Raw genomic sequence first — 22,621 nt, 5'->3', positions numbered from 1 at the left:
TTTTATATGGAATTCCTGGGAATTAGTCTTACTGAATGGATAGGTTATCTAGCCTCCTTTTTTGTAGCGATTTCTTTCTTTATGAAGAATATCATAAAGCTTAGAATTGTAAATAGCCTGGGTTGTGTCTTTTTTATTGTCTACGGAGTTTTAATAGATTCCTGGCCGGTAATTATTACCAACGCGGTAATTGTTTGTGTAAATTTCTATTACCTTTTTATCAATAAAAAACCGCACAGGGTAAAAGCTGATGAAGTTCAGCCTTAAACCGATTTTTGAACAACTTCAAAAACACGCTGCCCATCGCATTTTAAAGTTTTTGAAGGATATTTAAGCAGTAAAGCATAATCGTGCGTAGCCATAAGAATGGTGTTCCCATTTTTGCTAATTTCCTGAAGTACTTCCATAACTTCTACTGAAGTTTGCGGGTCCAGGTTTCCGGTAGGTTCATCGGCAAGAATAAGTTCAGGGTCGTTTAAAAGAGCACGTGCAATAGCTACCCGTTGCTGCTCCCCGCCAGAGAGTTGATAAGGAAATTTAAATCCTTTAGATTTCATTCCTACTTTATCTAAAACCTCGTCAATTTTAAGATCCATTGCTTTTTGGTCTTTCCAGCCGGTTGCTTTTAGTACAAAAAGTAAATTGTCTTTTATATTTCTATCGGTTAACAATTTAAAATCCTGGAAAACCACACCAAGTTTTCGTCTTAAAAAAGGAATATCTTTTTCCTTAAGTGTACGCAAATTAAAGTCTACAATAGTTCCCTCACCTTCGGTAAGTGGTAAATCGCCGTAAAGTGTTTTCATAAAACTACTTTTTCCGGTTCCGGTTTTACCAATAAGATAAACAAAATCGCCTTTGTTTATGTGTACATCTACTTCAGATAAAATAAGGCTTTCACGCTGGTAAATAGCAGCGTTATTTAATTCCAGGACGGTATTAGACATAAAGTTTTAGGCTTTTCTTCAGTGTAAAAATATCGGTAAATATACATTTTTCAAAAGGCGCGGGTTTACTTTTTTTTACATTAACATAATTATCACTTTATATCGGCGTTAATAAAGCAAGGTTTAAATTATCTTTGAATACTCAACTTAAAAATCAATAAATGACACCTAACAAAATTTTACTGTTTGTTGTTTTAATTTTCTTCTCTTTTAAAGGAATTTCTCAGCGATCGGCTAACTATACCCACGATCTCGCTGAATTTAACAAAGCTCTTGAACTTTATAATAATCAGCAATTTTTGGCTGCCCAAAACTTGTTTGATGAAGTAAAAGAGCAAACCGATGACGAGAAAATTGAAGGAGATTGTGCTTACTATATTGCCAATGCGGCCGTAAGGTTAAACCAACCCGGCGCCGACAGGTTAATGGAGCGCTTTGTAAGTCGTTATCCCACCAGCACAAAAACTAATTCGGCTTATTTGGATGTAGCCGATTATTATTTTCAAACCGGAAAATATTCCCTTGCCCGCAAGTGGTATGATAAAGTTGATGAAAAAAGTATGAGCAGGGCAGAAAGGGAACGCTATTATTTTAATAATGGCTACGCCTATTTTAGAGCTAAACAATACGACCAGGCGCGCACATATTTAGAAAGGGTTCGGGATTCGCAGGAGTTTGGTTCGCAGGCAAAATATTACATTGGTTATATGGCCTACGAGGGTGATGATTATGAGGAAGCCAATCAAAATTTTGAAGCGGTACGTAGTAACGATAGGTACAGTGAAGACCTTTCTTATTTCCAGGCCGATATGAACTTTAAACTGGGTAATTTCGAGGAAGCTATAAAACTGGCTAAAGAACAATTACAAAGTTCTAATCGTATAGAACGTTCGCAATTAAATAAGATTATTGGTGAAAGTTATTTCAACTTAGAGCAGTATGAAGAGGCGCTGCCTTATTTAAAAGAATATGATGGTGAACGCGGAAAATGGAATAATACCGATTATTACCAGTTGGGTTATGCTTATTACAAGCAGGGAGATTACGAAAAAGCAATCTCTGAATTCAATAAAATTATTGATGGAAAAAATGAGATTGCCCAAAACGCCTATTATCATTTAGCGCAATCTTATTTAGAATCTAACCAAAAACAGCAGGCTTTAAACGCATTTAAAAATGCCAGTGAAATGGATTTCAATTCTCAAATCCAGGAGGATGCGTATATGAATTATGCAAAACTCAGTTATGAGATTGGGAATAGTTATGAAAGTCCGTCGCAGGTTTTAATCAATTATATTGAAAAATACCCGGAATCTGAAAACCGGGAAGCCATGGAAAGTTTACTTATAGATTCTTTCCTTACTTCAGGAAATTTTGAGGAAGCAATGCGCTTGCTGGAAAACAATCGCAACTTTAGCGATAAACAAGCCTATCAAAAAGTAGCTTACTATTACGGACTTCAGTTATATGAAGAAGGTGATTATGAAAGAGCGATTAATAATTTTGAAAAAGCACTTTCTGAACCCAGAGATCAAAAAATTACGGCTAAAGCTACTTTCTGGAAAGCCGAAAGCGAATATAACATCAACCGAATTGATGATGCTATAATTGGATATCGTGAATTTTCAGGAATGAATGCCGCACAAGGCACCGATGAACTTGAAAATCTTGATTATAACCTTGGGTATGCATATTTTAAAAAGAATGAGTATGCAAGAGCAATAGAATATTTTAAACGTTATTCTGAAAACGGCGCGAACGAGGTTGCCCGTAGAAACGATGCTTTATTAAGATTAGGAGATACTTATTTTGTGAGCAGCCAGTACTGGCCGGCGATTGAAGCTTATAACAAAGCACTTTCGTTAAGTGGCGATAATGATTACGCTGCGTTTCAAAAAGCAATGAGTTATGGGTTTATTGATAGAAGAGATACAAAAATTTCTGACCTAAAAAGCTTTATAAATCAATATTCCCGTTCTTCTTTTAGAGACGATGCAATGTATGAATTGGGAAATACTTATGTTGCTGCAAATAATACTTCTGAAGCCTTATCTGCTTACGACAGGCTAATTAGAGAGGTGCCGCAAAGTGCATTTGTACCCAAAGCAATGCTTAGGCAGGCGCTTATTCATTATAATGCCGATAACGGCAATCGTGCTTTAGAAAGATTGAAAAAGGTGGTAAACGATTATCCTAACACACCTGAAGCTATGCAGGCCGTTTCTACAGCAAGAATGGTTTACGTAGATCTTGGCCGAACCGATGAGTATGCAAGCTGGGTACAAAATATAGATTTTGTTGAAGTGACAGATGCCGATTTGGATAATACTACTTACGAGTCTGCAGAAAATCAATATTTCAAGAATGAATATGACAGGGCGATTAGTGGCTTTGAAAATTACCTGCAACGTTTTCCTAATGGAATTCATTCTATAAACGCGAACTTCTATTTAGGACAAATGTATTTTAGAAATGGAAACAAGCAGAAAGCGGCTGCCAATTACCGTTCAGTAGCCGATAAGCCTAAAAATGAATTCACCGAAGATGCGCTTTCAAGATTATCTGAAATCTTACTTGAAAATAAAAATTACCGGGAAGCGGTAAGTTATTTAGAAAGATTAGAGAAGGAAGCGAGTTCTGAACAGAATGTGATTTTTGCACAATCTAATCTTATGAAATCTTACCTGGAATTAGACCAGCCAGGAAAGGCTGCAACTTATGCCGATAAGGTGTTGGCTAATTCAGCGTCAGATTCAGAGGCGAGAAACGATGCGCGTGTAATAGTGGCACGTGCTGCTTTTGCTTCCGGAAATATGAGTAAAGCAAAAAGTGCTTATTCAGAAATTCAAAAAACTGCTAAGGGAGAATTGGCTGCTGAAGCTTTATATTACGATGCTTACTTTAAAAATGAAAGCGGAAATTACGAAGCTTCTAACGCAGCGGTGCAAATCCTGGCAAAAGACTTCTCTGGCTATAAACGCTGGGGCGCTAAAGGCCTAGTTTTAATGGCCGATAACTTCTACGAGCTGGATGATGCTTACCAGGCTACTTATATTCTGGAAAACGTAATCAATAATTTCTCTAATTATCCCGAAATTGTTCAGGAAGCTAAGCAGGAATTGTCCAGAATAAAGACAGAAGAAGCAAAAACCAATTCTTCGGTAGAAGCGAACAACTAATTCAACTTTCAATCTAACATTTAAGAATTTCTATATGCAAATGTTTTCAATAAAAAGAAACCTGTTTTTAAGTCTGTTTTTAATGAGTGGGCTTCTTTTTGCTCAGGATCCTATAGACAGCGAAACTGTAACCGTAGTAAAACCATATACCCCAACAGTTAAAGATGCAAATAAAATAAAACAAACTCCCAAAGAGTCAGATTCTGTGCGGACAGAGAAAAGACCGGTGCAATACAGTATATTTTCAGTGCCTGTAGCTTCTACTTTTACACCGGCAAAAGGGCGTGCTACCACGGTAGAAAGAGAACGCCCGGTAAAGGTTTACGATAATTATGCAAGTCTTGGATTTGGAAATTATGGCAACCTTTTAGCCGAATTTTACAGTAACCTGGAAGTGAACCGCACCGATAATTTTGGGGTTTATTTAGACCATAATTCCTCCCAGGGTGGAATTGATGGGATTGCGCTAGACGATAAATTTTATGATACCGAGCTTAACCTAAGTTATAACTCAAAAACGAGAAATTTAGGTTGGAAAACCGAAGTAGGCGCGCAGCACCAGTTATTTAACTGGTATGGTTTACCGCAAGATGCTAATTTTAGCAACGAAGAAATAAATTCAATAGATCCTGCACAAAATTATTTTTCAGCTTATGCAGGAGCCGAAATTGAGCTTTACGATTCTTTTTTTGACAATGCCCGTGGTACTTTTAGGCATACCGGAGATTCCTATTCTTCTTCAGAAAATCATTTTGATGCCCGCGGTACTTTTGAACTGAATATTGCCGATGAGTTAATCACCACAAATATTTATACTGATATTGTAAACGGACAAATGGGAGAACAATTCCTGGCAACCGATACTTACGATTATACTTTTATGAATTTCGGTATAAATCCCAGTTTATTAATTTTAAGAGATGATCTTACTTTAAATCTTGGCGTTGCATTTTTCTATAGTCAGGATGTAGAAAACAGTGATGGTAATTTTTATATCTATCCTAAAGTAACCGCTAGCTATAGATTAGGGGGCGATTATTTTACCCCTTACGCCGGTTTGGAAGGTGGCCTGCAACAAAACACCTATTATAGTTTTATACAGGAGAATCCTTACGTTTTTCCGGGCTTGGTAATAAAACCTACAGATAATGAGTATAATGCTTATGTTGGTGCCAAAGGGAAATTAAGCAATAGTATTTCTTATAATTTTAAAACCGGTTATGAGTCGCAGTTTAACAAAGCTTTGTTTAGACGAAATGCCCGGGCTAACGATATCACTACAGAAAATTATGCCTACGGAAATTCTTTTGAAGTGGTTTATGACGATGTGAAAACCCTTTCGGTTGCCGGGGAATTAAATGTAGATGTAAACCGAAATTTTAGATTGGGAATTAATGCTGAATATTTTAATTACAGCACAGATAACCAGGTTGAAGCCTGGAACCTTCCAGATTTTAAAGCTTCATTAAATGCCGATTATCAAATTAATGAAAAGTGGTATACCGGCGCTAATTTATTTTACGTGGGCGAGCGTTTCGACCAGGAAAGAATTGCTTCAGCAGGAGAGCCTTCTATGAATACAATTAGCCTTGATAGCTATTTTGATGTGAACGCTCATTTAGGCTATAGGTTTAACGATAGGCTTTCAATATTTGCTAAAGGAAGTAACCTTTTAAATAACGATTACCAACGTTGGACAAATTTCCAGGTACAGGGATTACAAGTACTGGCAGGAGCGACTTATAAATTCGATTTTTAATAAAAAAGCCATCTTTAAATTAAAAAAAGCATCATTTATTGATGCTTTTTTTTGTTATTAATAATATCTTCGGCCAAATAATAGCCGGTAGGGAGCTTCAATTCAAGTGTTTATAGGAGTTGGTAAGGGAAAATTCCTTAACAATAACACAACATTGGAAATTCAAAATTAACAATAGAACTAACTAATATTGTACCCAAATTTTTAAGGAGGTCTTTTAGTAAAGACCAAAATCTAAATATCAAAATTATTAAAAAAGCTACTTAAATGGCAAAAGGCAAAAAGTTTAAAAGGAGTGACCGGTCCCGTCCCTATTTGAATATTCTGGACTTTATGGTTCAGGAAAAGGCATTCCTTGCAATTGTTATAGTTGGTATTATTATGGCCGGTATTTTTACCGGTAATAAAACTGCAGCCATGTGGCTTGGTTTTTTCTTCGCTGCCTATGCAACGGTAGCTAATGATAGTATCCAGTCTTTGGGAACTTTTATTGAAAGTAATAAAGCTAAACGTTGGTGGATTTTATGGCTCTACGTGGGTTCTATTTTTTTGGGAGTAGTAAGTTTCAGTTGGTTTTATTTTGATGGCGATGTAACTTTCCAAAGGTTACTTAAACCCGATGGATCCTCACCATATCCGCACCCTGAATCCTTCAGTTTCTTTCAAATTATAGCACCTTTAGTTTTATTAATTTTAACCAGGCTTAAAATGCCGGTTTCTACCACTTTTCTTATTTTAAGTGTGTTTAGTGCCGATACTTCGGGGATTACTTCGGTAGTCTGGAAAAGCTGGACAGGCTATATTATGGCTTTTATACTATCGTTTTTAGTATGGTATCTTTCTTATAATTTTATAAAAAAATACTTTAAAAGCAGGAAATTTAATCACAGCTGGACAGCAGTTCAATGGATTGTAAGTGGTACACTGTGGGGAGTTTGGGTAATGCAAGATGGAGCTAATATAGCAGTATTCCTTCCGCGAAGCCTGGACACTTTTCAATTTATAGTCTTTGCTTTAACAATATTTGGTGGCCTGGGACTATTATTTTACTTAAGGGGAGATAAAATTCAGGAAGTGGTGAGTGAAAAATCCAGGATTTCTGATATTCGTGCAGCCACCTTAGTAGATTTAACCTATGTAATCCTGCTTATTTACAAACTATTTATAAGTACCGTACCAATGAGTACCACCTGGGTTTTCCTTGGAATTATTGGTGGTAGGGAAATTGCAATTAGTTTGGCAAGAACTAAAAAAGGCAAAAAACACCGTAAGAAAGCAGGTAGAATGATCTTTAAAGATTTTGCATATGCTATGATTGGTTTATTCGTGTCTGTAGGTCTTGCCGCAGCGGCAAATAAAAGTATACGTGATCAAATTATAAATGCTATTTTTTAAGCATTAATTAAATAAAATTCATAAAATGCGCCTTTAATGGGCGCATTTTTTATTTTTATACGAAAATTGACAATAATGAGAAAAATATTACTTTTCGGGCTATTGAGTCTGATGCTTATTTCCTGTAATTCTGAAGATAAAGAGAAAGCAGATCTTCTTGTTTTTAATGCTGAAATTTATACTGTAGATAATAATTTTAGTTCTGCTGAAGCTTTTGTAACTAAAGATGGCAAATTCCTGGAAATAGGAACCGCAGAAGCGCTAGAGAAAAAATATGAAATTACTGAAAAGCTAGACGCCGGTGGCAAAAGTGTATTTCCCGGTTTTATAGATGGGCACGCCCACTTCTACCGCCTGGGTTTACAACAGCAGCGTGTAGATCTCACCGGTACCAAAAGTTTTGATGAAGTTGTACAGCGAATTGTTGATTTTCAAAATCAGCGTGGCGCAGAATTTATAACCGGGAGAGGATGGGATCAAAACGACTGGGAAAACAAAGAATTTCCCACAAAAGATACCCTGGATGAATTATTTCCCGATACTCCAATTGCTGTTACCCGTATAGACGGTCACGCACTTTTAGCCAATCAGGCTGCCTTAGATAAAGCGGGAATAACTACCGAAACTCCTTTTGATGGTGGCGATATTGAACAAAAAAATGGCAGGCTTACCGGAATTATCGTAGATAATCCTATGAGTCTAATTACCAATGCTCAACCGGAACCTTCTACGCAAGAGCAGGTGAACGCCTTGCTGGACGCTCAAAAAATTTCTTTTGAATACGGACTTACCACGGTGGTAGATGCGGGAATTGATAGGGAAACTATAGAACTTATGGATAGCCTTCACCGGGAGGAAAGTCTTAAAATAAGGCTGTATGCGATGATTAGTAATACCGAAGAAAATCTTGATTATTATCTGGACAAAGACCCAATTAAAACCGAAAGATTAAATGTACGGTCGGTTAAATTTTATGGTGATGGTGCACTTGGTTCCAGGGGCGCGGCTTTAAAAGAAGAATATAGCGATCGTGCCGGCCATTTTGGGGCTTTACTTTCACCGGTTGAAGATTTTAAAGAAACCGCTGAACGCCTTGCTGCTTCAAAGTTTCAGTTAAATACACACGCTATTGGAGATTCAGCTAATTACCTGGTTTTAAAAACTTACGATGAACTTTTAAAAGATGGTGGAGACCGCCGTTGGAGGGTAGAACATTCCCAGGTAATAGATACGGCAGATTTTAAGTATTTCAGCAAAAATATTATTCCGTCGGTACAGCCTACACACGCAACCAGTGATATGTACTGGGCAGAAGATCGTTTGGGTGAAGAAAGAATGCATGGTGCATATGCCTTTAAAAAATTACTGGACCAGGCCGGAATTGTAGCTTTAGGAACCGATTTTCCGGTAGAAGAAGTGAGCCCGTTTCTTACTTTTTACGCTGCTGTTGCAAGACAGGATACCAATAATTTCCCTGAAGATGGTTTTATGATGGAGCAGGCCTTATCTCGTGAAGAAACTTTAAAAGGAATGACTATTTGGGCGGCTTACGCTAATTTTGAAGAAAAAGAAAAAGGAAGTATTGAAGCAGGGAAATTTGCAGATTTTATAATCCTTGATAAGGATATTATGAAAGTTGATGCCGCTGAAATTCCTGGAATAAAAATTTTGGAAACTTACATAAATGCTGAAAAAGTATATTAATGCATTCTATTAAAATAGATATCTTTGCACTTTAAAAATATAAGAAAATGAACGACGGATTATATGCTAAATTTTATACCACTAAAGGCCAGATTTTAGTGGAACTGGAATACGAAAAAGCACCGGGAACGGTTGGGAATTTTGTAGGTCTTGCTGAAGGTAAACTGGAAAACGACGCTTTTCCGCAAGGAAAACCTTATTATAACGATCTTAAATTTCACCGTGTGATTCCTAATTTTATGATTCAGGGTGGTGACCCGCAGGGAACAGGTGTTGGTGGCCCGGGATATAAATTTGAAGATGAAATTCATCCCGATTTAAAACACGATGCCCCGGGAAAACTTTCTATGGCAAACGCCGGTCCCGGAACTAATGGAAGCCAGTTTTTTATTACGCATACCGAAACTCCCTGGTTAGACGGGAAACACACTGTTTTTGGTAGCGTTATTGAAGGCCAGGATGTGGTAGATAGTATTAAGCAAGGAGATAAAATTGAAAAATTGGAAATCCTTAGAGCTGGAGAGAAAGCAGAAAACTTTAATGCTGTAGAGTCTTTTAGACAATTTGATGGCGCTAAAGCTAAAAGAGAAGAAGCTGCTAAAAAAAGGGAAGACGAACTGCTTGGAAAGCTTTCAGAAGGTTTTAAAACCACAGAAAGCGGACTTAGATATAAAATTGAAAAGAAAGGCGAAGGCGCAAAACCTGAAAAAGGACAAACCGTTTCAGTTCATTACAAAGGAATGCTTACCGATGGTAGTGTTTTTGATTCTTCTTACAAGAGAAATCAGCCACTGGAATTTCCGGTAGGAGTAGGGCACGTAATTAGCGGATGGGATGAAGGTATTTTACTATTGAATGTTGGAGACCAGGCCCGTTTTGTGATTCCTTCACATTTGGCTTACGGGGAACAGGGCGCCGGTGGTGTGATACCGCCAAACGCAGCTTTGGTTTTTGATGTGGAATTGGTTGCGGTAAAATAAAAGCCCCCTAACCCCCGAAGGGGGAACTTAAATAAAAAAATACCTCACAAGTTTCAATAACCTGTGAGGTATTTTTTTATGACGTCATCCTGAATTTATTTCAGGATCTAAGTTGTTTCAAATTATAAAAGCTTAGAATCTCGATGTAAATTCAGGATGACGTGCTTAATAGCAGTTCGTTTTACTTAGAATCTGGCTGCGGGGTCATTCTAAGGTATGGTTTTACCTCTTTAAAACCTTTAGGGAACATCTCTTTGGCATCTTCATTAGAAACCGAAGGACTTATCACTACATCGTCTCCGTGCTTCCAGTTAGCCGGTGTGGCTACTTTTTGGTAGGCGGTAAGTTGTAGCGAATCTATTACCCTAAGTAATTCATCAAAATTTCTCCCGGTACTGGCGGGGTAGGTAATCATTAATTTGATGGTTTTATCTGGCCCAATTACATAAACCGAACGTACTGTAAGCGTGTTGTCGGCTTTAGGGTGAATCATTCCGTATAGGTTAGAAACCTTCTTATCTTCATCGGCAATAATTGGGAAATTAACTGTAGTGTTCTGGGTTTCGTTAATATCGTCTATCCAGCCTTTATGAGATTCAACGCCGTCTACACTTAAAGCCATTACTTTAGTGTTACGGGCTTCAAATTTATCTTTATATTTCGCTACCGTTCCTAACTCGGTAGTACAAACCGGAGTATAATCGGCAGGGTGCGAAAATAAAATTCCCCAGCTATCTCCTAAATAATCGTAAAAATTGATTTTTCCTTCTGAAGTTTCAGCATCAAAATTTGGTGCTTTATCTCCTAATTTTAATTCGCTCATAATATTATATTTTTAGTGATTCGAATTATAAAATTAAAGAATAATATTCAGTAAAACCTATTAAACCAATAGGATTTACTTGCTTTGTGATAAGATTAACTGATTGTTACTTTTTGATTTAAAAATGAGCAAATTTTCTATGCTTAAGATTCCGGGGCATATTTCCATTTAATACTACAGCCCAAACTGGGTTTCTGTAGCTCAGGAACTTTTTTATTAGAAAGTACGGCATCCATAGCATCCCGCAAATGCCTACCGTTTACGGGAATTCCATTTCCGGGGCGGGAATCGTCTAACTGGCCGCGATAGATTAGTTTTAATTCATCGTCAAAAAGATAGAAATCTGGTGTACAGGAAGCTTTATAAGCTCTTGCTACTTCCTGGGATTCGTCATAGAGATAAGGAAAAGAATATTGATGTTTCCTGGCTACTTCGTTCATATTATCAGGATGGTCTGCCGGGTAATTTTCTACGTCATTACTCATAATAGCGGCAAAACCAAAACCTAAAACCCGGTAATCGCCTGCCAGTCTTACTATTTCTTCGTTTACATGTTTTACAAACGGGCAGTGGTTGCTTATAAACATAATTAAAGTGCCCTTTTTTCCCCGAATATTTTTTAGAGAATACCTATTGCTGGTAATTACATCTACAAGGTTAAAATCTGGGGCCCTGGTACCCAAAGCGATCATATTTGATGCAGTTCTGGCCATAGTCTCTTTTCTTATAAATTTACTCGATAATCTAGAATTAAAATGCTCCAGCGCTTGCTTCGAAATTAAAATATTTTTCCATATTTATGCTTCGCTGGCTCGCACAAGGTAATTTACGAATTCACTTCGGAATAGCCACTTTTTTTCTAAATTGGACTTAAAAATAAACTATGGAAATTTCCTGGAAAGATTTTGAAAAAGTGGAAATGCGAATAGGGACTATTACTGAAGTTTCCGACTTTCCTGAAGCGAAAAATCCTGCCTACAAAATGCTTATCAATTTTGGAAAAGAAATTGGGGAAAGAAAAACTTCGGCTCAAATCACTAAGCGTTACAAAAAAGAGGATTTACTCCACAGGCAAATTGTAGCGGTGGTTAATTTTCCGAAGAAACAGATCGCTAATATTATGAGCGAATGTTTGGTTTTGGGGGCAGTAGGTGAAAACAATGATATCGTCCTACTAAACCCCGATTTTAAAGTTGAAAACGGTTTGCGAGTGGGTTAAAATTAATCTTCTATTTTTTCATATTTACTCCCACAAGGTTCAATACATCTTGGGCTATGAGGATAAATAAATAATTTTCCTTCTTTTAATTCATATTTAAGCTCAAAAGTATTTTCACCGCAATCTGTACTTATTATTTTTTCAGCGTTATCGTAAGAGGTTTCATTTATATCCTCTTCGTTGCAAAAGCTACCTGAAGTCTTCACTAAACCATTAGAGGTAAATTCAAGGGTTCTTCCATTTTCAACAGTTTGCCAGGTACCGCTTCCGTCACCGGGATCGGCAAGGGTTTCGGTTAATTGCCATTTTCCGGTAATTTCTTCGTTATCTAAATTAAGATCTGGACTATTTGGAGTGGTAGAACAACTTGTTATCGCTGCGAATAATACAATTAAGAGCAAATTTCTCATCTTTTGGTTTTTAGTTATATTAAATAGATGCACACACCCACAAAAGGTTGCGTGCATCTATCCAGAAATTTACATTTCATCGCCAAAGAAGATGGCATTCATCAATAATTTATTGGTTCCAAACCAGAAAGCTCTGAAGTTGGTATTATCTGTAAACAAAATCACATTTCCGCGTCCCATTCCTGTATGTTTAAAAGGAACCGTACCGGCAATAGAATCTAATCTGGGTGCGCTAATATAACCGCTTAATAAAGGTTCTTCAGCATACTGAATTGGGTTATTATAACTCTGTTTATCTGCTTCTACAAAGATCGTGGTATTCCTAAATAAAGGAAGTTTATCATTGGTATAACCAAAGTTCACGGGATGAGAACGATCTATATTTGCTTCAAATATAGCACCGCCAATTCCCTGTGCACCTCTAAAATCTCTTTGTTCTTCAAAACTTATATTCTCTGCAACCAGGCTGTCTTTTTTAATTTCGAGATCCATAAAATTTTCTTTTTCAAAAAAGCGTGCTGCATTGCGATAACCAATTAAAGTTCCGCCATCGCGAACCCATTCTTTTAATTTATCAATATCGCTGTTATCTAAAGCGCTGCCCCAGGAATTTGGCAGAATAATGGCAGTATATCTACTTAGATCTGCTCTTGAAAAATTTCGGGTGTCAAGTTTTGTAATTTTCATGTCATAACGCTGATCGAATAAATGCCAGATCTCACCAGCATCGTACGGCGTGATCCCTTCGCCTACAATTAAAGCAACTTTAGCAGGTTGCAATGCTCTAAATTGATTACTTCCAAGGTTTACGCCCTGGGTTAGACCGGTGTTTATCCCTTCTATTTGTACATTGGACTTTTGAGATACTTCTTGCAGAAATTGGTGCATTTCATCAGCCTCTAATTCCTGATTTTGAACCGGAATTAAAATTGTTCCATAATCGTATTCTTTATTTTCCAAAGAAAATGGTTGCATTCCAACTTTTGCACGCAAACCTTTTTCCAGGATCATATTTAAAGCTTTCGGTGAATAGAAATCGTGCCACTGCATCACATAAGCATAATTGCTTATTTCTACCTGATCAATTTCTGGCTTTTCCAGGTTTTTTATTTTCTCCCCGGCTTTATTCATTTTTACGTCTTCAGCATAATCCAGGTTGAAAGCTAAAGGAAGCGTCCAGGCCGAAATATCGTAGAATAAACTATCTTCAAACTCGGTTCTACGCTCAAACATAGCTTTTACCAATCTATGCTGGCGCTGATTTTTAGGAACTACATAAGCCGAATTTTTTTTGAAATTCTTCCCGTCAGATTCAAAATTTTCCTTGATTTTATGAATTTCTATTTTATGTTTTTCCAGGATTTTTGCCAGTTCGTAAGCTGATGAAGCATCTTTTTCACTGCCGAAAACATACGCACCATTTTCAGCAGAATTGCGGGCATTCTTATAAAAATCGCGTTGATAATTCAGGATTTTTTCGCGCATATTTTTAGCAGCCTCTAAAGTAGAAAGCGCTGCAGTAAATTGATTTCTTATGGTGAACGGAAAAGTAAGAATACCATTATCGGTTTCCTGGGCGTGACCACGAGAACTTCCCTGTTCAAAAAGAATTCCTATACTTCCATTAATATCGGGGAAAGTAGAGCCTTTTCCGTAGTAAAAATCGTCGTAGTTTTCTTCGGTATAATAAAAAGAGCCTAACTCATCAAAAGCTGCTGCGTGATAAGTCCCGATTTCCTTTGTGAGTTCCTGGTTAATATCGGGTGTAAGCGGGTGGGTTCTTGAGGGAATTCCCGGTTGGAAGAAAAAACTGGAATTAGAGCCCATTTCATGATGATCGGTTAAAATATTCGGCATCCATTTATGAAAAGTTTCAATGCGAGCCTGAGACTCCGGTAATTGTACCGGCAGCCAGTCTCTGTTCATATCAAACCAATAGTGATTTGTTCTTCCGCCCGGCCAAACTTCGTCGTACTCCCTATCTTGCGGATCGGGATTTATATTTTCACTTTTATGGGTATTAGCCCAGTAGGAGAAACGTTGTAAACCATCAGGATTAAAAGCTGGGTCAAAAAGAATAATCGTATTGTCTAATAATTCCTGAACTTCCTCACCTTCAGCCGCAGCCAGGTGATAAGCTGCTAAAAGCGCAGCATTAGAGCCGCTTGCTTCGTTCCCGTGAATGGAAAAACCCTGGTTTACTACAATAGGCATTTCTTCGGTATTAAGCGAAGAAGCGTTTTCCTGGGTTAGAGCAAGATGTTTTTCCCTGATTTCCTCCAGGTTATTATGGTTTTCTTCTGAAGTTATGATAAGCAGAATAAGCGGTCTGCCTTCATAGGTTTTGCCGCGATTTTCTACCTCAATTCTCGGGGAAACTCTTGCAAGTTCCCGCATATAATTTAAAAGTAAATCGTGGGTTACGTGCCATTCTCCCGGGATGTAGCCAATAATATCCTGGGGTTTTGGAATTTCTTCATTGTAACTTACATCCTGGGGTAGGTAATAATCTAAACTCAGTTCTTCTTGTTGGGCAAAAGCGCTAAAACAAAGAAAGAAAATAAGTAGGGGTAAAAGTCTTTGCATGTTATTTTTTGTTTGGTTATAAATATAAAAAAAACCGTCCTGAAAATATCGGGACGGTTTTGTATAGTTTTCAAATAGTTACCTCGAAACAAACGCCTGAGGCACTTTATAAAATTACTGTAATTTTAAGTTAAGCATTAGAGCAATTAATCTCAATGCTCAGGTAAAAATTTTAGATGTCGTCAAAACTCACATCGGTAAACTTCTCTGGAGAAACACCTTGCGTCTCACCGTTTTCTGAAGTTTCATATTCTTTTTTGAAATCTTTCTGGTGACGTTCGCTAATTACCTCTTCTCCTTTTTCATTCAGAATAAAGTCGGTCATTTCCTGTAAAATTTCATTAAAACCGGCAAAATCCTCTTTGTAAAGGTAAATTTTGTGTTTTTTGTAGAAAAAAGAACCATCGTCGTTGGTAAACTTTTTACTCTCGGTAATAGTTAGGTAATAATCGTCTGCACGTGTGGCTCTCACATCAAAGAAGTAAGTTCTTCTTCCGGCCCTTAGCACTTTAGAGAATATTTCTTCTTTCTCCATCATTCCCTTGTCGCTCATAAAATAGATTCTTTATAGTTTGGTTTTAGTACTGCTCAAAAATCTAAAAATTTTTAACATCTAGCAAAAAATTTTCACATTTCTTTTTCATTTAGCTGTTTTGCATACAATTCTTTGTAATAGCCTTGCTGGTTTAGTAATTGGGAATGAGTCCCTTGTTGCACTATAGCACCGTCTTCCAGGATAATAATTTTATCGGCATTTTTTGCTGAAGAAATCCTGTGGCTAACAATAATTGTAGTTTTTTCTTTTGAAATTTTAAAAAGGTTATTCAGTATAGCTTCTTCAGTTTCAGTATCTACGGCAGAAAGGCAATCGTCAAACAATAAGATCTTAGGATCGTGAATTATAGCGCGAGCAATAGAAACACGTTGCTTTTGTCCGCCAGAAAGCGTGATACCGCGCTCTCCTAAAACAGTGTCATAGTCTTTGCTGAAGCCAGCAATATTTTTATGAACCGATGCGTTTTTGGCAGCTTCAAAAATTTCTTCGTCGCTGGCATTGGTTTTCCCGAATTTGATATTGTTTTTAATAGAATCACTAAATAAAAATGCATCCTGCGGAACGTAGCCAATACTGTTTCTTAAACTATCAAGGTTAAGATTTTCAATATTTCTTCCGTCTATGCTAATAGATCCCTGGTCAACATCATATAGTCTTCCAATAAGTTCAAGGATTGTAGATTTTCCTGCCCCGGTTTTCCCAATTATGGCGAGAGTTTCTCCACTTTCAACTTCAAAAGAAACATTTTTAAGCGCAGTAATATTCGTATCATCGTAGGTAAAGCTCACGTTATTAAAAGCGATGCTTCCGTGAATTTCATCTGGTGTTTCTTTCTTATTCGTAATTTCAGGTTTTTCGTCCAAAAATTCATTGATGCGTTCCTGGGAAGCATCAGCTTGCTGTACCAAAGAAGTTACCCAGCCTATAGATGCAATTGGCCAGGTAAGCATATTTACATAAAGGAGAAATTCAACAATAACTCCAATATTTTCAATCTCACCGTTTATATATTGGTTACCACCTATATAAATTACCAGTACATTACTAATCCCTATTAATAATACCATTAGCGGGAAGAAAAATGCCTGAACTTTAACCAAATCAATATTTTTATCGCGACTTCCATTAGCCAGGTCTACGAAATTGTGATTAATCTGGGTTTCCATTCCGTAGGATTTTATAACTGCAATTCCGCTGAAACTTTCCTGTGTAAATGTGTTGAGCCTGGAAAGATATTGTTGCACCACCGTACTGCGTTTGTGAATGGCAACGCTAATTTTATAGATAGAAAATGCTAAAACCGGTAAGGGTGCCACCGTATATAAAGTGAGCTCTGGCGCTGCCTGAACCATAAAAATTAAAACCACCACGGTAGAAGTGAAGGTGGTAACCGTGTACATAATGGCCGGGCCAAGGTACATTCTTACTTTACTCACATCTTCACTAATTCTATTCATTAAATCGCCGGTACGGTTCTTTTTATAGAAATTAAGCGAAAGTTCCTGGTAGTGTTTATAGATTTCGTTTTTAAGATCAAATTCAATATATCGGGAAACCACGATAAAGGTTTGGCGCATTAAAAAGGTAAGGAAAGCAGCTACCAAGGTGGCTCCTATAATTAGGGCAATGTTTATGGCAAGTTCGGTTCTAAGTACCTCCATAGTACTTATTTCCCCATTAATATATTGTTCTATCGCATCGGTAGAATCACCGATTAGAGGAATATAATATAAGGCGAAAATGCGGGCAACGATGGTAATTACGAGACCAATTAGTAGTTTCCATTTATACTTTAGGAAATATTTATTGAGATGCTTAAGGTTCTTCATCTAAGAGTAAAAAAGCTAAAATTTGAGGATATGTTATTTTAACACGTTTTAAAAACCTCTTTGTTGAAATATTCTTTATTTTTGCACTGTAATTTTCAGAAATATGAAAACACTAATTTATAAAATGTAACAAGTTATGCAAGTTGATGTTCTAAATGCAAATGAACTTAAAAAGTCTGCCCCGGTATTCGGTCAGCTCTCTTTTGACAACCACGAGCAAGTAGTTTTTTGCAACGACAAAGATACAGGTTTAAAGGCAATTATTGGTATTCATAACACGGTTTTAGGACCAGCGCTGGGTGGTACCAGAATGTGGAACTACAGCAGTGAATGGGAAGCTTTAAATGATGTTTTACGCCTTTCCCGAGGTATGACCTTTAAAAGTGCGATTACCGGACTTAATCTTGGCGGTGGAAAAGCCGTAATAATTGGGGATGCTAAAACCCAAAAAACTCCTGAACTTATGAAAAGTTTTGGACGTTTTGTAGATTCTCTTAGCGGAAAATATATTACTGCAGAAGATGTGGGAATGGAAACTGCAGATATGGACACTGTTCGTGAAGTTACTAAATACGTTACCGGAATTTCTGAAGATAAAGGTGGAGCAGGAAACCCATCTCCAATTACCGCTTACGGTGTATTTATGGGAATAAAAGCCGCTGCAAATCACAAATTTGGAAGTGACGATCTTGAAGGGAAATCGGTATTGGTTCAGGGGATTGGTCACGTTGGTGAGACCCTTGTAGAGCATTTAACACAAGATGGAGCTAAAGTTTTTATTAGTGATATTAACGAAGAACGTCTTGAAGCAGTAAAAAATAAATATGGAGCAATTATTTATGATGACGCTGATGTATATGCAGCCGAAGTAGATATTTACGCCCCCTGTGCCCTTGGCGCTACCATTAACGATGATACGGTAAACCGTATTAAGGCTAAGGTAATTGCCGGCGCTGCCAATAACCAGTTGTCTAATGAGGTTACTCACGGTACAATTTTAAGAGAAAGAGGTATTGTTTATGCTCCGGATTTTCTAATTAATGCCGGCGGAATTATAAATGTTTACGCCGAATTAGAGAATTACGATAAAAAGGAAATTATACGTAAGACTGAAAATATCTACAATACTACGCTAGAAATTCTTTCTAAAGCAGATAAGGAAGATATGACATCCCACTTTGCAGCACTTAAAATTGCACAGCAAAGAATTGATGATAGAAAAAAACAAAATTTGAAGTAATCAATTTCAAAAGTTTGGTATTTTTGCAAGGCGAAAGAATATTCTTTCGCCTTTTCTAATTCTAAAAAGTTCTTTTACACTTATGTTGACAAGAAGACATATTCGGGTTAAAGTAATGCAATCACTTTACGCCTTTAACCAAAGCCAAAACGATAACCTGGGAACCGAGGAGAGATTCCTGCTTAAAAGTATGGAAGAGATGTACGACCTGTTCCTTGTACAATTAAGCTTAATTGCCGAACTAAAAGGCCAGGCCGAAAACTTTTTAGAAAAATCCCAACAAAAACATCTTGCCACCAGCGAAGATAAAGATCCTAATAAAAAATTTGTTTCTAACGCCATTTTTGAAATTATTGAGCATAATGAAAGCCTACAGGACGCACTGGAATCAAGAAAAATAACGCACTGGAAAAGGGATGATGATTATGTGCAAATTATCTGGCAGGAGATAAAGAAAAGCGATCTTTACGAAAATTACATGGAAACCCGCGATTCCAGTTTTAAAGAAGATAAAGAGTTTATCATTGCTATTTTTAAAGAAGTAATAGCACCTAATGAAAAATTATACGATTATCTAGAAGATGCCAAACTTACCTGGGTAGACGATCTTCCACTGGTAAACACGGCGGTGCTGAAATTCCTTCAGAAATTAAAGCCTAATTCTGCTGAAAATCTAAAGATTGGAAAGCTTTATAAAAATGAAGAGGATAAAGATTTTGCCAAAGAATTATTCAGAAAAACGTATTTGAATGATGAAACTCTGGCCAACGAAATGCTAGGGAAAACCCCCAATTGGGATAAAGATAGAATTGCTGAAATTGATATGATCCTTATTAAAATGGCAATTTGTGAGTTTTTAAAGTTCCCATCAATCCCGGTAAAGGTTACTATTAACGAATACCTGGAACTTGCCAAAGAGTATAGTACCCCAAAGAGTAGCATTTTTATTAACGGAGTTTTAGATAAACTTTCTAAAGAATATAAAGATGATAATAAGTTAAATAAAGTAGGGCGGGGCCTTATGTAGTCAATAAAATTTCTTATTTTTAAAAATTAAATTATAAAGTTCACTATTATGAAAAATGGAATCTTAATGTTAGCTGCAGTAGGGGCGCTGCTATTTACTTCTTGTAAAGAAAACAACAATAACGCCTCAGAAAAAGTTAAAGCCGAAAACGTAGAAAGCGCTGCAGAGCGTGATGCTCAGGCTACTGTTTATCCTAAAATGGAATTTGAGAAATCTGAACATGATTTCGGGAATATTCCAAAAGGTGAGAACGTAGAGCATACTTTTACATTCACTAATACCGGCCAGGCACCATTGGTAATTACCAATGCAAAAAGTACTTGCGGCTGTACAGTACCAACCTGGACCAAAGAACCAATTCAGCCAGGAGAAAGTGGTGAAATGTTGGTTAAATTCAACGGTTCTGGAAAAGGACAGGTAACAAAAACTGTTACAGTAACTGCTAATACTGAAGCTGGTACAGAGCGTCTTAGAATTAAAGCCTTTGTAGAAACCGAAGAAAATGCTAGCTAGTAAATGGATCAATTAACCCAGTTTGCCCCAATAATATTAATGTTTGTGGTGGTGTATTTTTTTATGATACGCCCGCAAATGAAAAAAGCTAAACAGGAACGTAATTTTGCATCAGAATTAAAGCGTGGTGACCGTGTGGTTACCAAAAGCGGAATGCACGGCAAAATTGTTGATTTTAGCGAAAAAAATAATGCGGTAATTATAGAAACCGGAGCAGGAAAAATAACCTTTGATCGTTCTTCCATCTCGATGGAAATGAGTAAAAAACTCAACGAACCGGCGAAGCCAGAAAAAGAAAGTAAGGCAAAAGCTATTAAAGAAAAGAAATAGTTTTTTCTGTTTTAATCAATAGAATTTAGAATCCCCAGGCCATAGCGCTGGGGATTCTTATTTTATAGAAGATTTAAGAACTGTAAAAAACGTCATTCTGAACTCGTTTCAGAATCTAAGATATTAGAAACAGAAACTGTTTTAGGTTCTTATAAAAGATCTTAGCAATTTTTATACTTATCATTTAACCCGACCCCGCTTAGAATCATCGGTTTAATTTTCTCCAGGCGGGATTTTTTTGTAACCTCTCTTTTTGCTTCAGAAATATAATCGGCGTATTCCCTTTGTTTACCTTTAGTTAACTGATAATAGGAATTCTTGAAATGTTCATCTTTTTCTAATGCCTCTTTGAGATCTAAAGGCAGTACCAGTGTTTTATTTTTTAAAGGTTTTATTTCTTTTCCTTCCCGTTGATTCTGTATGGCTTCGGCTATATACTTCTGAAGAATTTCCGGTTTTATTTCATCTTCTTTTTTAAACCTTATTTGTCTTAAAGCTTTGGTTTTATCTTCCTGGGCATTGTAAAGTAAAGCGGTATTTTCTTTTAATAAAGCGCCATTAAAAAACCAAAGTGCACAATGATTTTTAAAAGCAGCCATTCCTACTACATTTTTCCCATCTAAAGCATAAACGGGTGCACCCCATTTTATACATTCTTCCAATTCAGTGTTTTGTAGTATTTCACGTAAAGAAAGTAATTCCTGCTCCCAGGTTGGGTGGGTTTCAATATACTGATCTACCGATTTTACTGCCATTTTTAACTTTTAGACAAACTGATTACTTATAATTTTCTGAAGTTAATTCAGCGATTTTCACAATTACTTCAGTGGCTTTTTGCATACTTTCTACCGGTACATATTCATACTTCCCGTGGAAGTTGTGGCCGCCGGCAAAAATATTAGGACAGGGTAGTCCCATGTAACTTAGTTGCGCGCCATCAGTTCCGCCACGAATTGGTTTTAAAATAGGCTCAACATTTACTGCCTTCATTGCATTCTCAGCTATTTCAATAATATGCATTACCGGCTCTATTTTTTCTTTCATATTAAAATATTGATCGATAATTTCAACTGAAATACAATCATTTTCATATTGCGAACAAATCTCTGAAGCCAGGTCCTGTATCATTTCTTTACGAGCTTCAAAATGGCCTAAATCGTGATCCCGAATTATATATTCCAACACGGTTTCTTCAACATCGCCTTTCATATCACTTAGGTGAAAAAAACCCTGTCTGCCTTCAGTATGCTCTGGGGTTTCCAAACGCGGTAGCGAGTTAATAAAATCTACGGCAATATACTGGCTGTTTACCATTTTATCTTTTGCGTAGCCGGGGTGAACACCTTTCCCATTAACTTTAACAATTGCTTTTGCGGCATTAAAATTCTCAAATTCCAGTTCGCCAATTTGGCTACCATCCATAGTATACGCCCATTCTGCACCAAATTTTTCTACATCAAATTTATGAGCACCACGACCTATTTCTTCATCGGGTGTAAAACCTACCCTAATTTTCCCGTGAGGAATTTCAGGATTATCCAGCAAATATTTCATTGCGGTCATAATCTCGGTAATTCCAGCTTTATCATCGGCGCTTAAAAGGCTGGTACCATCGGTGGTGATTATGGTTTGGCCTTTATATTGTTTTAAATCATCAAAATATTCGGAAGATAATATGATGTTTTTTTCTTTATTCAGGATAATATCATTACCGTCGTAATTTTCAATAATTTGGGGTTTTATATTGGTAGCATTAAAATCTGGCGAAGTATCAAAATGCGAAATAAAACCAATTACCGGTACTTTATGCGGAACATTTGCCGGGAGCGTAGCCATTACATAGGCGTGATTGTCTATGCTTACCTCGGTCATTCCCATTTCTTTTAACTCACCGGCCAGTTTTTGGGCTAAAACCCATTGTTTGTCGGTGCTTGGAGTAGTTGTGCTATGGGGATCGCTTTGGGTATCAATCGTAATATAGCTAATAAAGCGATCTATGATGCGCTGTTTATTAATCATTGGTTAGTAGTTTGATTCAAAATTAAACATTCACATTTCAGCTTCAAAACCTTTTAAGATTTACTGCCGGTTTTTTATGATTTCTGCTATTTTTGCACAAACCAA

Annotated in this window: 20 protein-coding genes; 11 read left to right on the top strand and 9 right to left on the bottom strand. The window is 37.0% G+C overall.

Going from position 1 to position 22,621, the window contains the following annotated elements; translation table 11 throughout:
• Positions 1-6 precede the first annotated feature (6 nt).
• Entirely contained in the window at positions 7-267 is a 261-nt protein-coding gene (locus J0871_RS16260) for a YgjV family protein (RefSeq protein ID WP_075327633.1), read from the top strand.
• On the opposite strand, the gene J0871_RS16255 is transcribed toward J0871_RS16260, so the two are convergent.
• The gene (locus J0871_RS16255) at positions 264-947 is read right to left on the bottom strand and encodes an ATP-binding cassette domain-containing protein (RefSeq protein ID WP_075327632.1); all 684 of its coding nucleotides are present in this window, start codon (positions 945-947) and stop codon (positions 264-266) included. The two genes, J0871_RS16260 and J0871_RS16255, sit on opposite strands and share 4 nt — an antisense overlap.
• 161 nt (positions 948-1,108) lie before the next feature.
• On the opposite strand from J0871_RS16255, the gene J0871_RS16250 reads away from it, so the two are divergent.
• The 5 genes from J0871_RS16250 to J0871_RS16230 all read left to right on the top strand — a co-directional run bounded on the left by J0871_RS16250 (position 1,109) and on the right by J0871_RS16230 (position 9,964).
• Positions 1,109-4,126: a tetratricopeptide repeat protein gene (locus J0871_RS16250; RefSeq protein ID WP_208226259.1), complete on the top strand. Its 3,018-nt coding sequence runs from the start codon at positions 1,109-1,111 to the stop codon at positions 4,124-4,126.
• Positions 4,127-4,208: 82 nt separating this feature from the next.
• On the top strand, positions 4,209-5,885 hold the full coding sequence (locus J0871_RS16245; RefSeq protein ID WP_243870528.1) for a TonB-dependent receptor: 1,677 nt from the start codon (positions 4,209-4,211) through the stop codon (positions 5,883-5,885).
• A 267-nt stretch (positions 5,886-6,152) separates the two neighbouring features.
• A complete protein-coding gene (locus tag J0871_RS16240) occupies positions 6,153-7,280 on the top strand; it encodes a hypothetical protein (RefSeq protein ID WP_208226258.1) in 1,128 nt (375 codons plus the stop codon).
• A 75-nt stretch (positions 7,281-7,355) separates the two neighbouring features.
• Positions 7,356-8,984, top strand: coding sequence for an amidohydrolase (locus J0871_RS16235; RefSeq protein WP_208226257.1), 1,629 nt, complete (start codon positions 7,356-7,358; stop codon positions 8,982-8,984).
• Between the two features lie 47 nt (positions 8,985-9,031).
• The gene (locus J0871_RS16230; RefSeq protein ID WP_208226256.1) at positions 9,032-9,964 is read left to right on the top strand and encodes a peptidylprolyl isomerase; all 933 of its coding nucleotides are present in this window, start codon (positions 9,032-9,034) and stop codon (positions 9,962-9,964) included.
• Between the two features lie 181 nt (positions 9,965-10,145).
• Here J0871_RS16230 and J0871_RS16225 read toward each other — a convergent pair whose 3' ends face one another.
• The gene (locus J0871_RS16225; protein WP_075327626.1) at positions 10,146-10,787 is read right to left on the bottom strand and encodes a peroxiredoxin; all 642 of its coding nucleotides are present in this window, start codon (positions 10,785-10,787) and stop codon (positions 10,146-10,148) included.
• Positions 10,788-10,930: 143 nt separating this feature from the next.
• The gene (locus J0871_RS16220; protein WP_208226255.1) at positions 10,931-11,500 is read right to left on the bottom strand and encodes a thioredoxin family protein; all 570 of its coding nucleotides are present in this window, start codon (positions 11,498-11,500) and stop codon (positions 10,931-10,933) included.
• A 170-nt stretch (positions 11,501-11,670) separates the two neighbouring features.
• On the opposite strand from J0871_RS16220, the gene J0871_RS16215 reads away from it, so the two are divergent.
• Positions 11,671-12,006, top strand: a complete 336-nt coding sequence (locus J0871_RS16215) for a tRNA-binding protein (protein WP_208226254.1) — start codon at positions 11,671-11,673, stop codon at positions 12,004-12,006.
• 2 nt (positions 12,007-12,008) lie between these two features.
• On the opposite strand, the gene J0871_RS16210 is transcribed toward J0871_RS16215, so the two are convergent.
• From J0871_RS16210 to J0871_RS16195, 4 genes are all read right to left on the bottom strand, one after another.
• Entirely contained in the window at positions 12,009-12,416 is a 408-nt protein-coding gene (locus tag J0871_RS16210) for a hypothetical protein (protein ID WP_208226253.1), read from the bottom strand.
• Between the two features lie 69 nt (positions 12,417-12,485).
• Entirely contained in the window at positions 12,486-15,002 is a 2,517-nt protein-coding gene (locus tag J0871_RS16205) for a M14 family metallopeptidase (protein ID WP_208226252.1), read from the bottom strand.
• 172 nt (positions 15,003-15,174) lie between these two features.
• A complete protein-coding gene (locus J0871_RS16200) occupies positions 15,175-15,555 on the bottom strand; it encodes a PUR family DNA/RNA-binding protein (RefSeq protein ID WP_075327621.1) in 381 nt (126 codons plus the stop codon).
• Positions 15,556-15,629: 74 nt separating this feature from the next.
• Complete coding sequence (locus J0871_RS16195) at positions 15,630-17,387, bottom strand: ABC transporter ATP-binding protein (RefSeq protein ID WP_208226251.1); 1,758 nt, start codon at positions 17,385-17,387, stop codon at positions 15,630-15,632.
• 136 nt (positions 17,388-17,523) lie between these two features.
• Here J0871_RS16195 and J0871_RS16190 point away from each other — a divergent pair, with 136 nt between their 5' ends.
• The 4 genes from J0871_RS16190 (at position 17,524) to yajC (ending at position 20,497) form a co-directional block, all read left to right on the top strand.
• Positions 17,524-18,627: a Glu/Leu/Phe/Val dehydrogenase gene (locus J0871_RS16190; RefSeq protein WP_208226250.1), complete on the top strand. Its 1,104-nt coding sequence runs from the start codon at positions 17,524-17,526 to the stop codon at positions 18,625-18,627.
• A gap of 82 nt (positions 18,628-18,709) precedes the next feature.
• The gene (gene nusB, locus J0871_RS16185) at positions 18,710-19,654 is read left to right on the top strand and encodes a transcription antitermination factor NusB (RefSeq protein ID WP_208226249.1); all 945 of its coding nucleotides are present in this window, start codon (positions 18,710-18,712) and stop codon (positions 19,652-19,654) included.
• Positions 19,655-19,702: 48 nt separating this feature from the next.
• Entirely contained in the window at positions 19,703-20,167 is a 465-nt protein-coding gene (locus J0871_RS16180; protein WP_075327617.1) for a DUF1573 domain-containing protein, read from the top strand.
• A 3-nt stretch (positions 20,168-20,170) separates the two neighbouring features.
• Positions 20,171-20,497, top strand: coding sequence for a preprotein translocase subunit YajC (yajC, locus tag J0871_RS16175; protein WP_070053409.1), 327 nt, complete (start codon positions 20,171-20,173; stop codon positions 20,495-20,497).
• A gap of 161 nt (positions 20,498-20,658) precedes the next feature.
• On the opposite strand, the gene J0871_RS16170 is transcribed toward yajC, so the two are convergent.
• Together J0871_RS16170 and pepT are read right to left on the bottom strand one after the other, a co-directional pair.
• Positions 20,659-21,252: a DUF1801 domain-containing protein gene (locus J0871_RS16170; RefSeq protein WP_075327616.1), complete on the bottom strand. Its 594-nt coding sequence runs from the start codon at positions 21,250-21,252 to the stop codon at positions 20,659-20,661.
• Positions 21,253-21,274: 22 nt separating this feature from the next.
• Positions 21,275-22,516 carry a peptidase T gene (gene pepT, locus J0871_RS16165; RefSeq protein ID WP_208226248.1) on the bottom strand — a complete coding sequence of 414 codons (1,242 nt, stop codon included), beginning with the start codon at positions 22,514-22,516 and terminating at the stop codon, positions 21,275-21,277.
• Between the last annotated feature and the right edge of the window lie 105 nt (positions 22,517-22,621).

It is taken from the genome of Salegentibacter sp. BDJ18, assembly GCF_017579965.1.
Taxonomy (GTDB): Bacteria; Bacteroidota; Bacteroidia; order Flavobacteriales; family Flavobacteriaceae; genus Salegentibacter.
The sequence above is the reverse complement of the archived record's forward strand: the minus strand, read 5'-3'. Positions and strand labels throughout refer to the sequence as shown.

Coding starts and splice junctions, on each gene's coding strand:
- pepT (WP_208226248.1), bottom strand. CDS start 22,516: ATGATTAATAAACAGCGCATCATAGATCGCTTTATTAGCTATATTACG.
- J0871_RS16200 (WP_075327621.1), bottom strand. CDS start 15,555: ATGAGCGACAAGGGAATGATGGAGAAAGAAGAAATATTCTCTAAAGTG.
- J0871_RS16230 (WP_208226256.1), top strand. CDS start 9,032: ATGAACGACGGATTATATGCTAAATTTTATACCACTAAAGGCCAGATT.
- J0871_RS16215 (WP_208226254.1), top strand. CDS start 11,671: ATGGAAATTTCCTGGAAAGATTTTGAAAAAGTGGAAATGCGAATAGGG.
- J0871_RS16240 (WP_208226258.1), top strand. CDS start 6,153: ATGGCAAAAGGCAAAAAGTTTAAAAGGAGTGACCGGTCCCGTCCCTAT.
- nusB (WP_208226249.1), top strand. CDS start 18,710: ATGTTGACAAGAAGACATATTCGGGTTAAAGTAATGCAATCACTTTAC.
- J0871_RS16235 (WP_208226257.1), top strand. CDS start 7,356: ATGAGAAAAATATTACTTTTCGGGCTATTGAGTCTGATGCTTATTTCC.
- yajC (WP_070053409.1), top strand. CDS start 20,171: ATGGATCAATTAACCCAGTTTGCCCCAATAATATTAATGTTTGTGGTG.
- J0871_RS16255 (WP_075327632.1), bottom strand. CDS start 947: ATGTCTAATACCGTCCTGGAATTAAATAACGCTGCTATTTACCAGCGT.
- J0871_RS16190 (WP_208226250.1), top strand. CDS start 17,524: ATGCAAGTTGATGTTCTAAATGCAAATGAACTTAAAAAGTCTGCCCCG.
- J0871_RS16260 (WP_075327633.1), top strand. CDS start 7: ATGGAATTCCTGGGAATTAGTCTTACTGAATGGATAGGTTATCTAGCC.
- J0871_RS16245 (WP_243870528.1), top strand. CDS start 4,209: ATGAGTGGGCTTCTTTTTGCTCAGGATCCTATAGACAGCGAAACTGTA.
- J0871_RS16205 (WP_208226252.1), bottom strand. CDS start 15,002: ATGCAAAGACTTTTACCCCTACTTATTTTCTTTCTTTGTTTTAGCGCT.
- J0871_RS16195 (WP_208226251.1), bottom strand. CDS start 17,387: ATGAAGAACCTTAAGCATCTCAATAAATATTTCCTAAAGTATAAATGG.
- J0871_RS16225 (WP_075327626.1), bottom strand. CDS start 10,787: ATGAGCGAATTAAAATTAGGAGATAAAGCACCAAATTTTGATGCTGAA.
- J0871_RS16210 (WP_208226253.1), bottom strand. CDS start 12,416: ATGAGAAATTTGCTCTTAATTGTATTATTCGCAGCGATAACAAGTTGT.
- J0871_RS16170 (WP_075327616.1), bottom strand. CDS start 21,252: ATGGCAGTAAAATCGGTAGATCAGTATATTGAAACCCACCCAACCTGG.
- J0871_RS16250 (WP_208226259.1), top strand. CDS start 1,109: ATGACACCTAACAAAATTTTACTGTTTGTTGTTTTAATTTTCTTCTCT.
- J0871_RS16180 (WP_075327617.1), top strand. CDS start 19,703: ATGAAAAATGGAATCTTAATGTTAGCTGCAGTAGGGGCGCTGCTATTT.
- J0871_RS16220 (WP_208226255.1), bottom strand. CDS start 11,500: ATGGCCAGAACTGCATCAAATATGATCGCTTTGGGTACCAGGGCCCCA.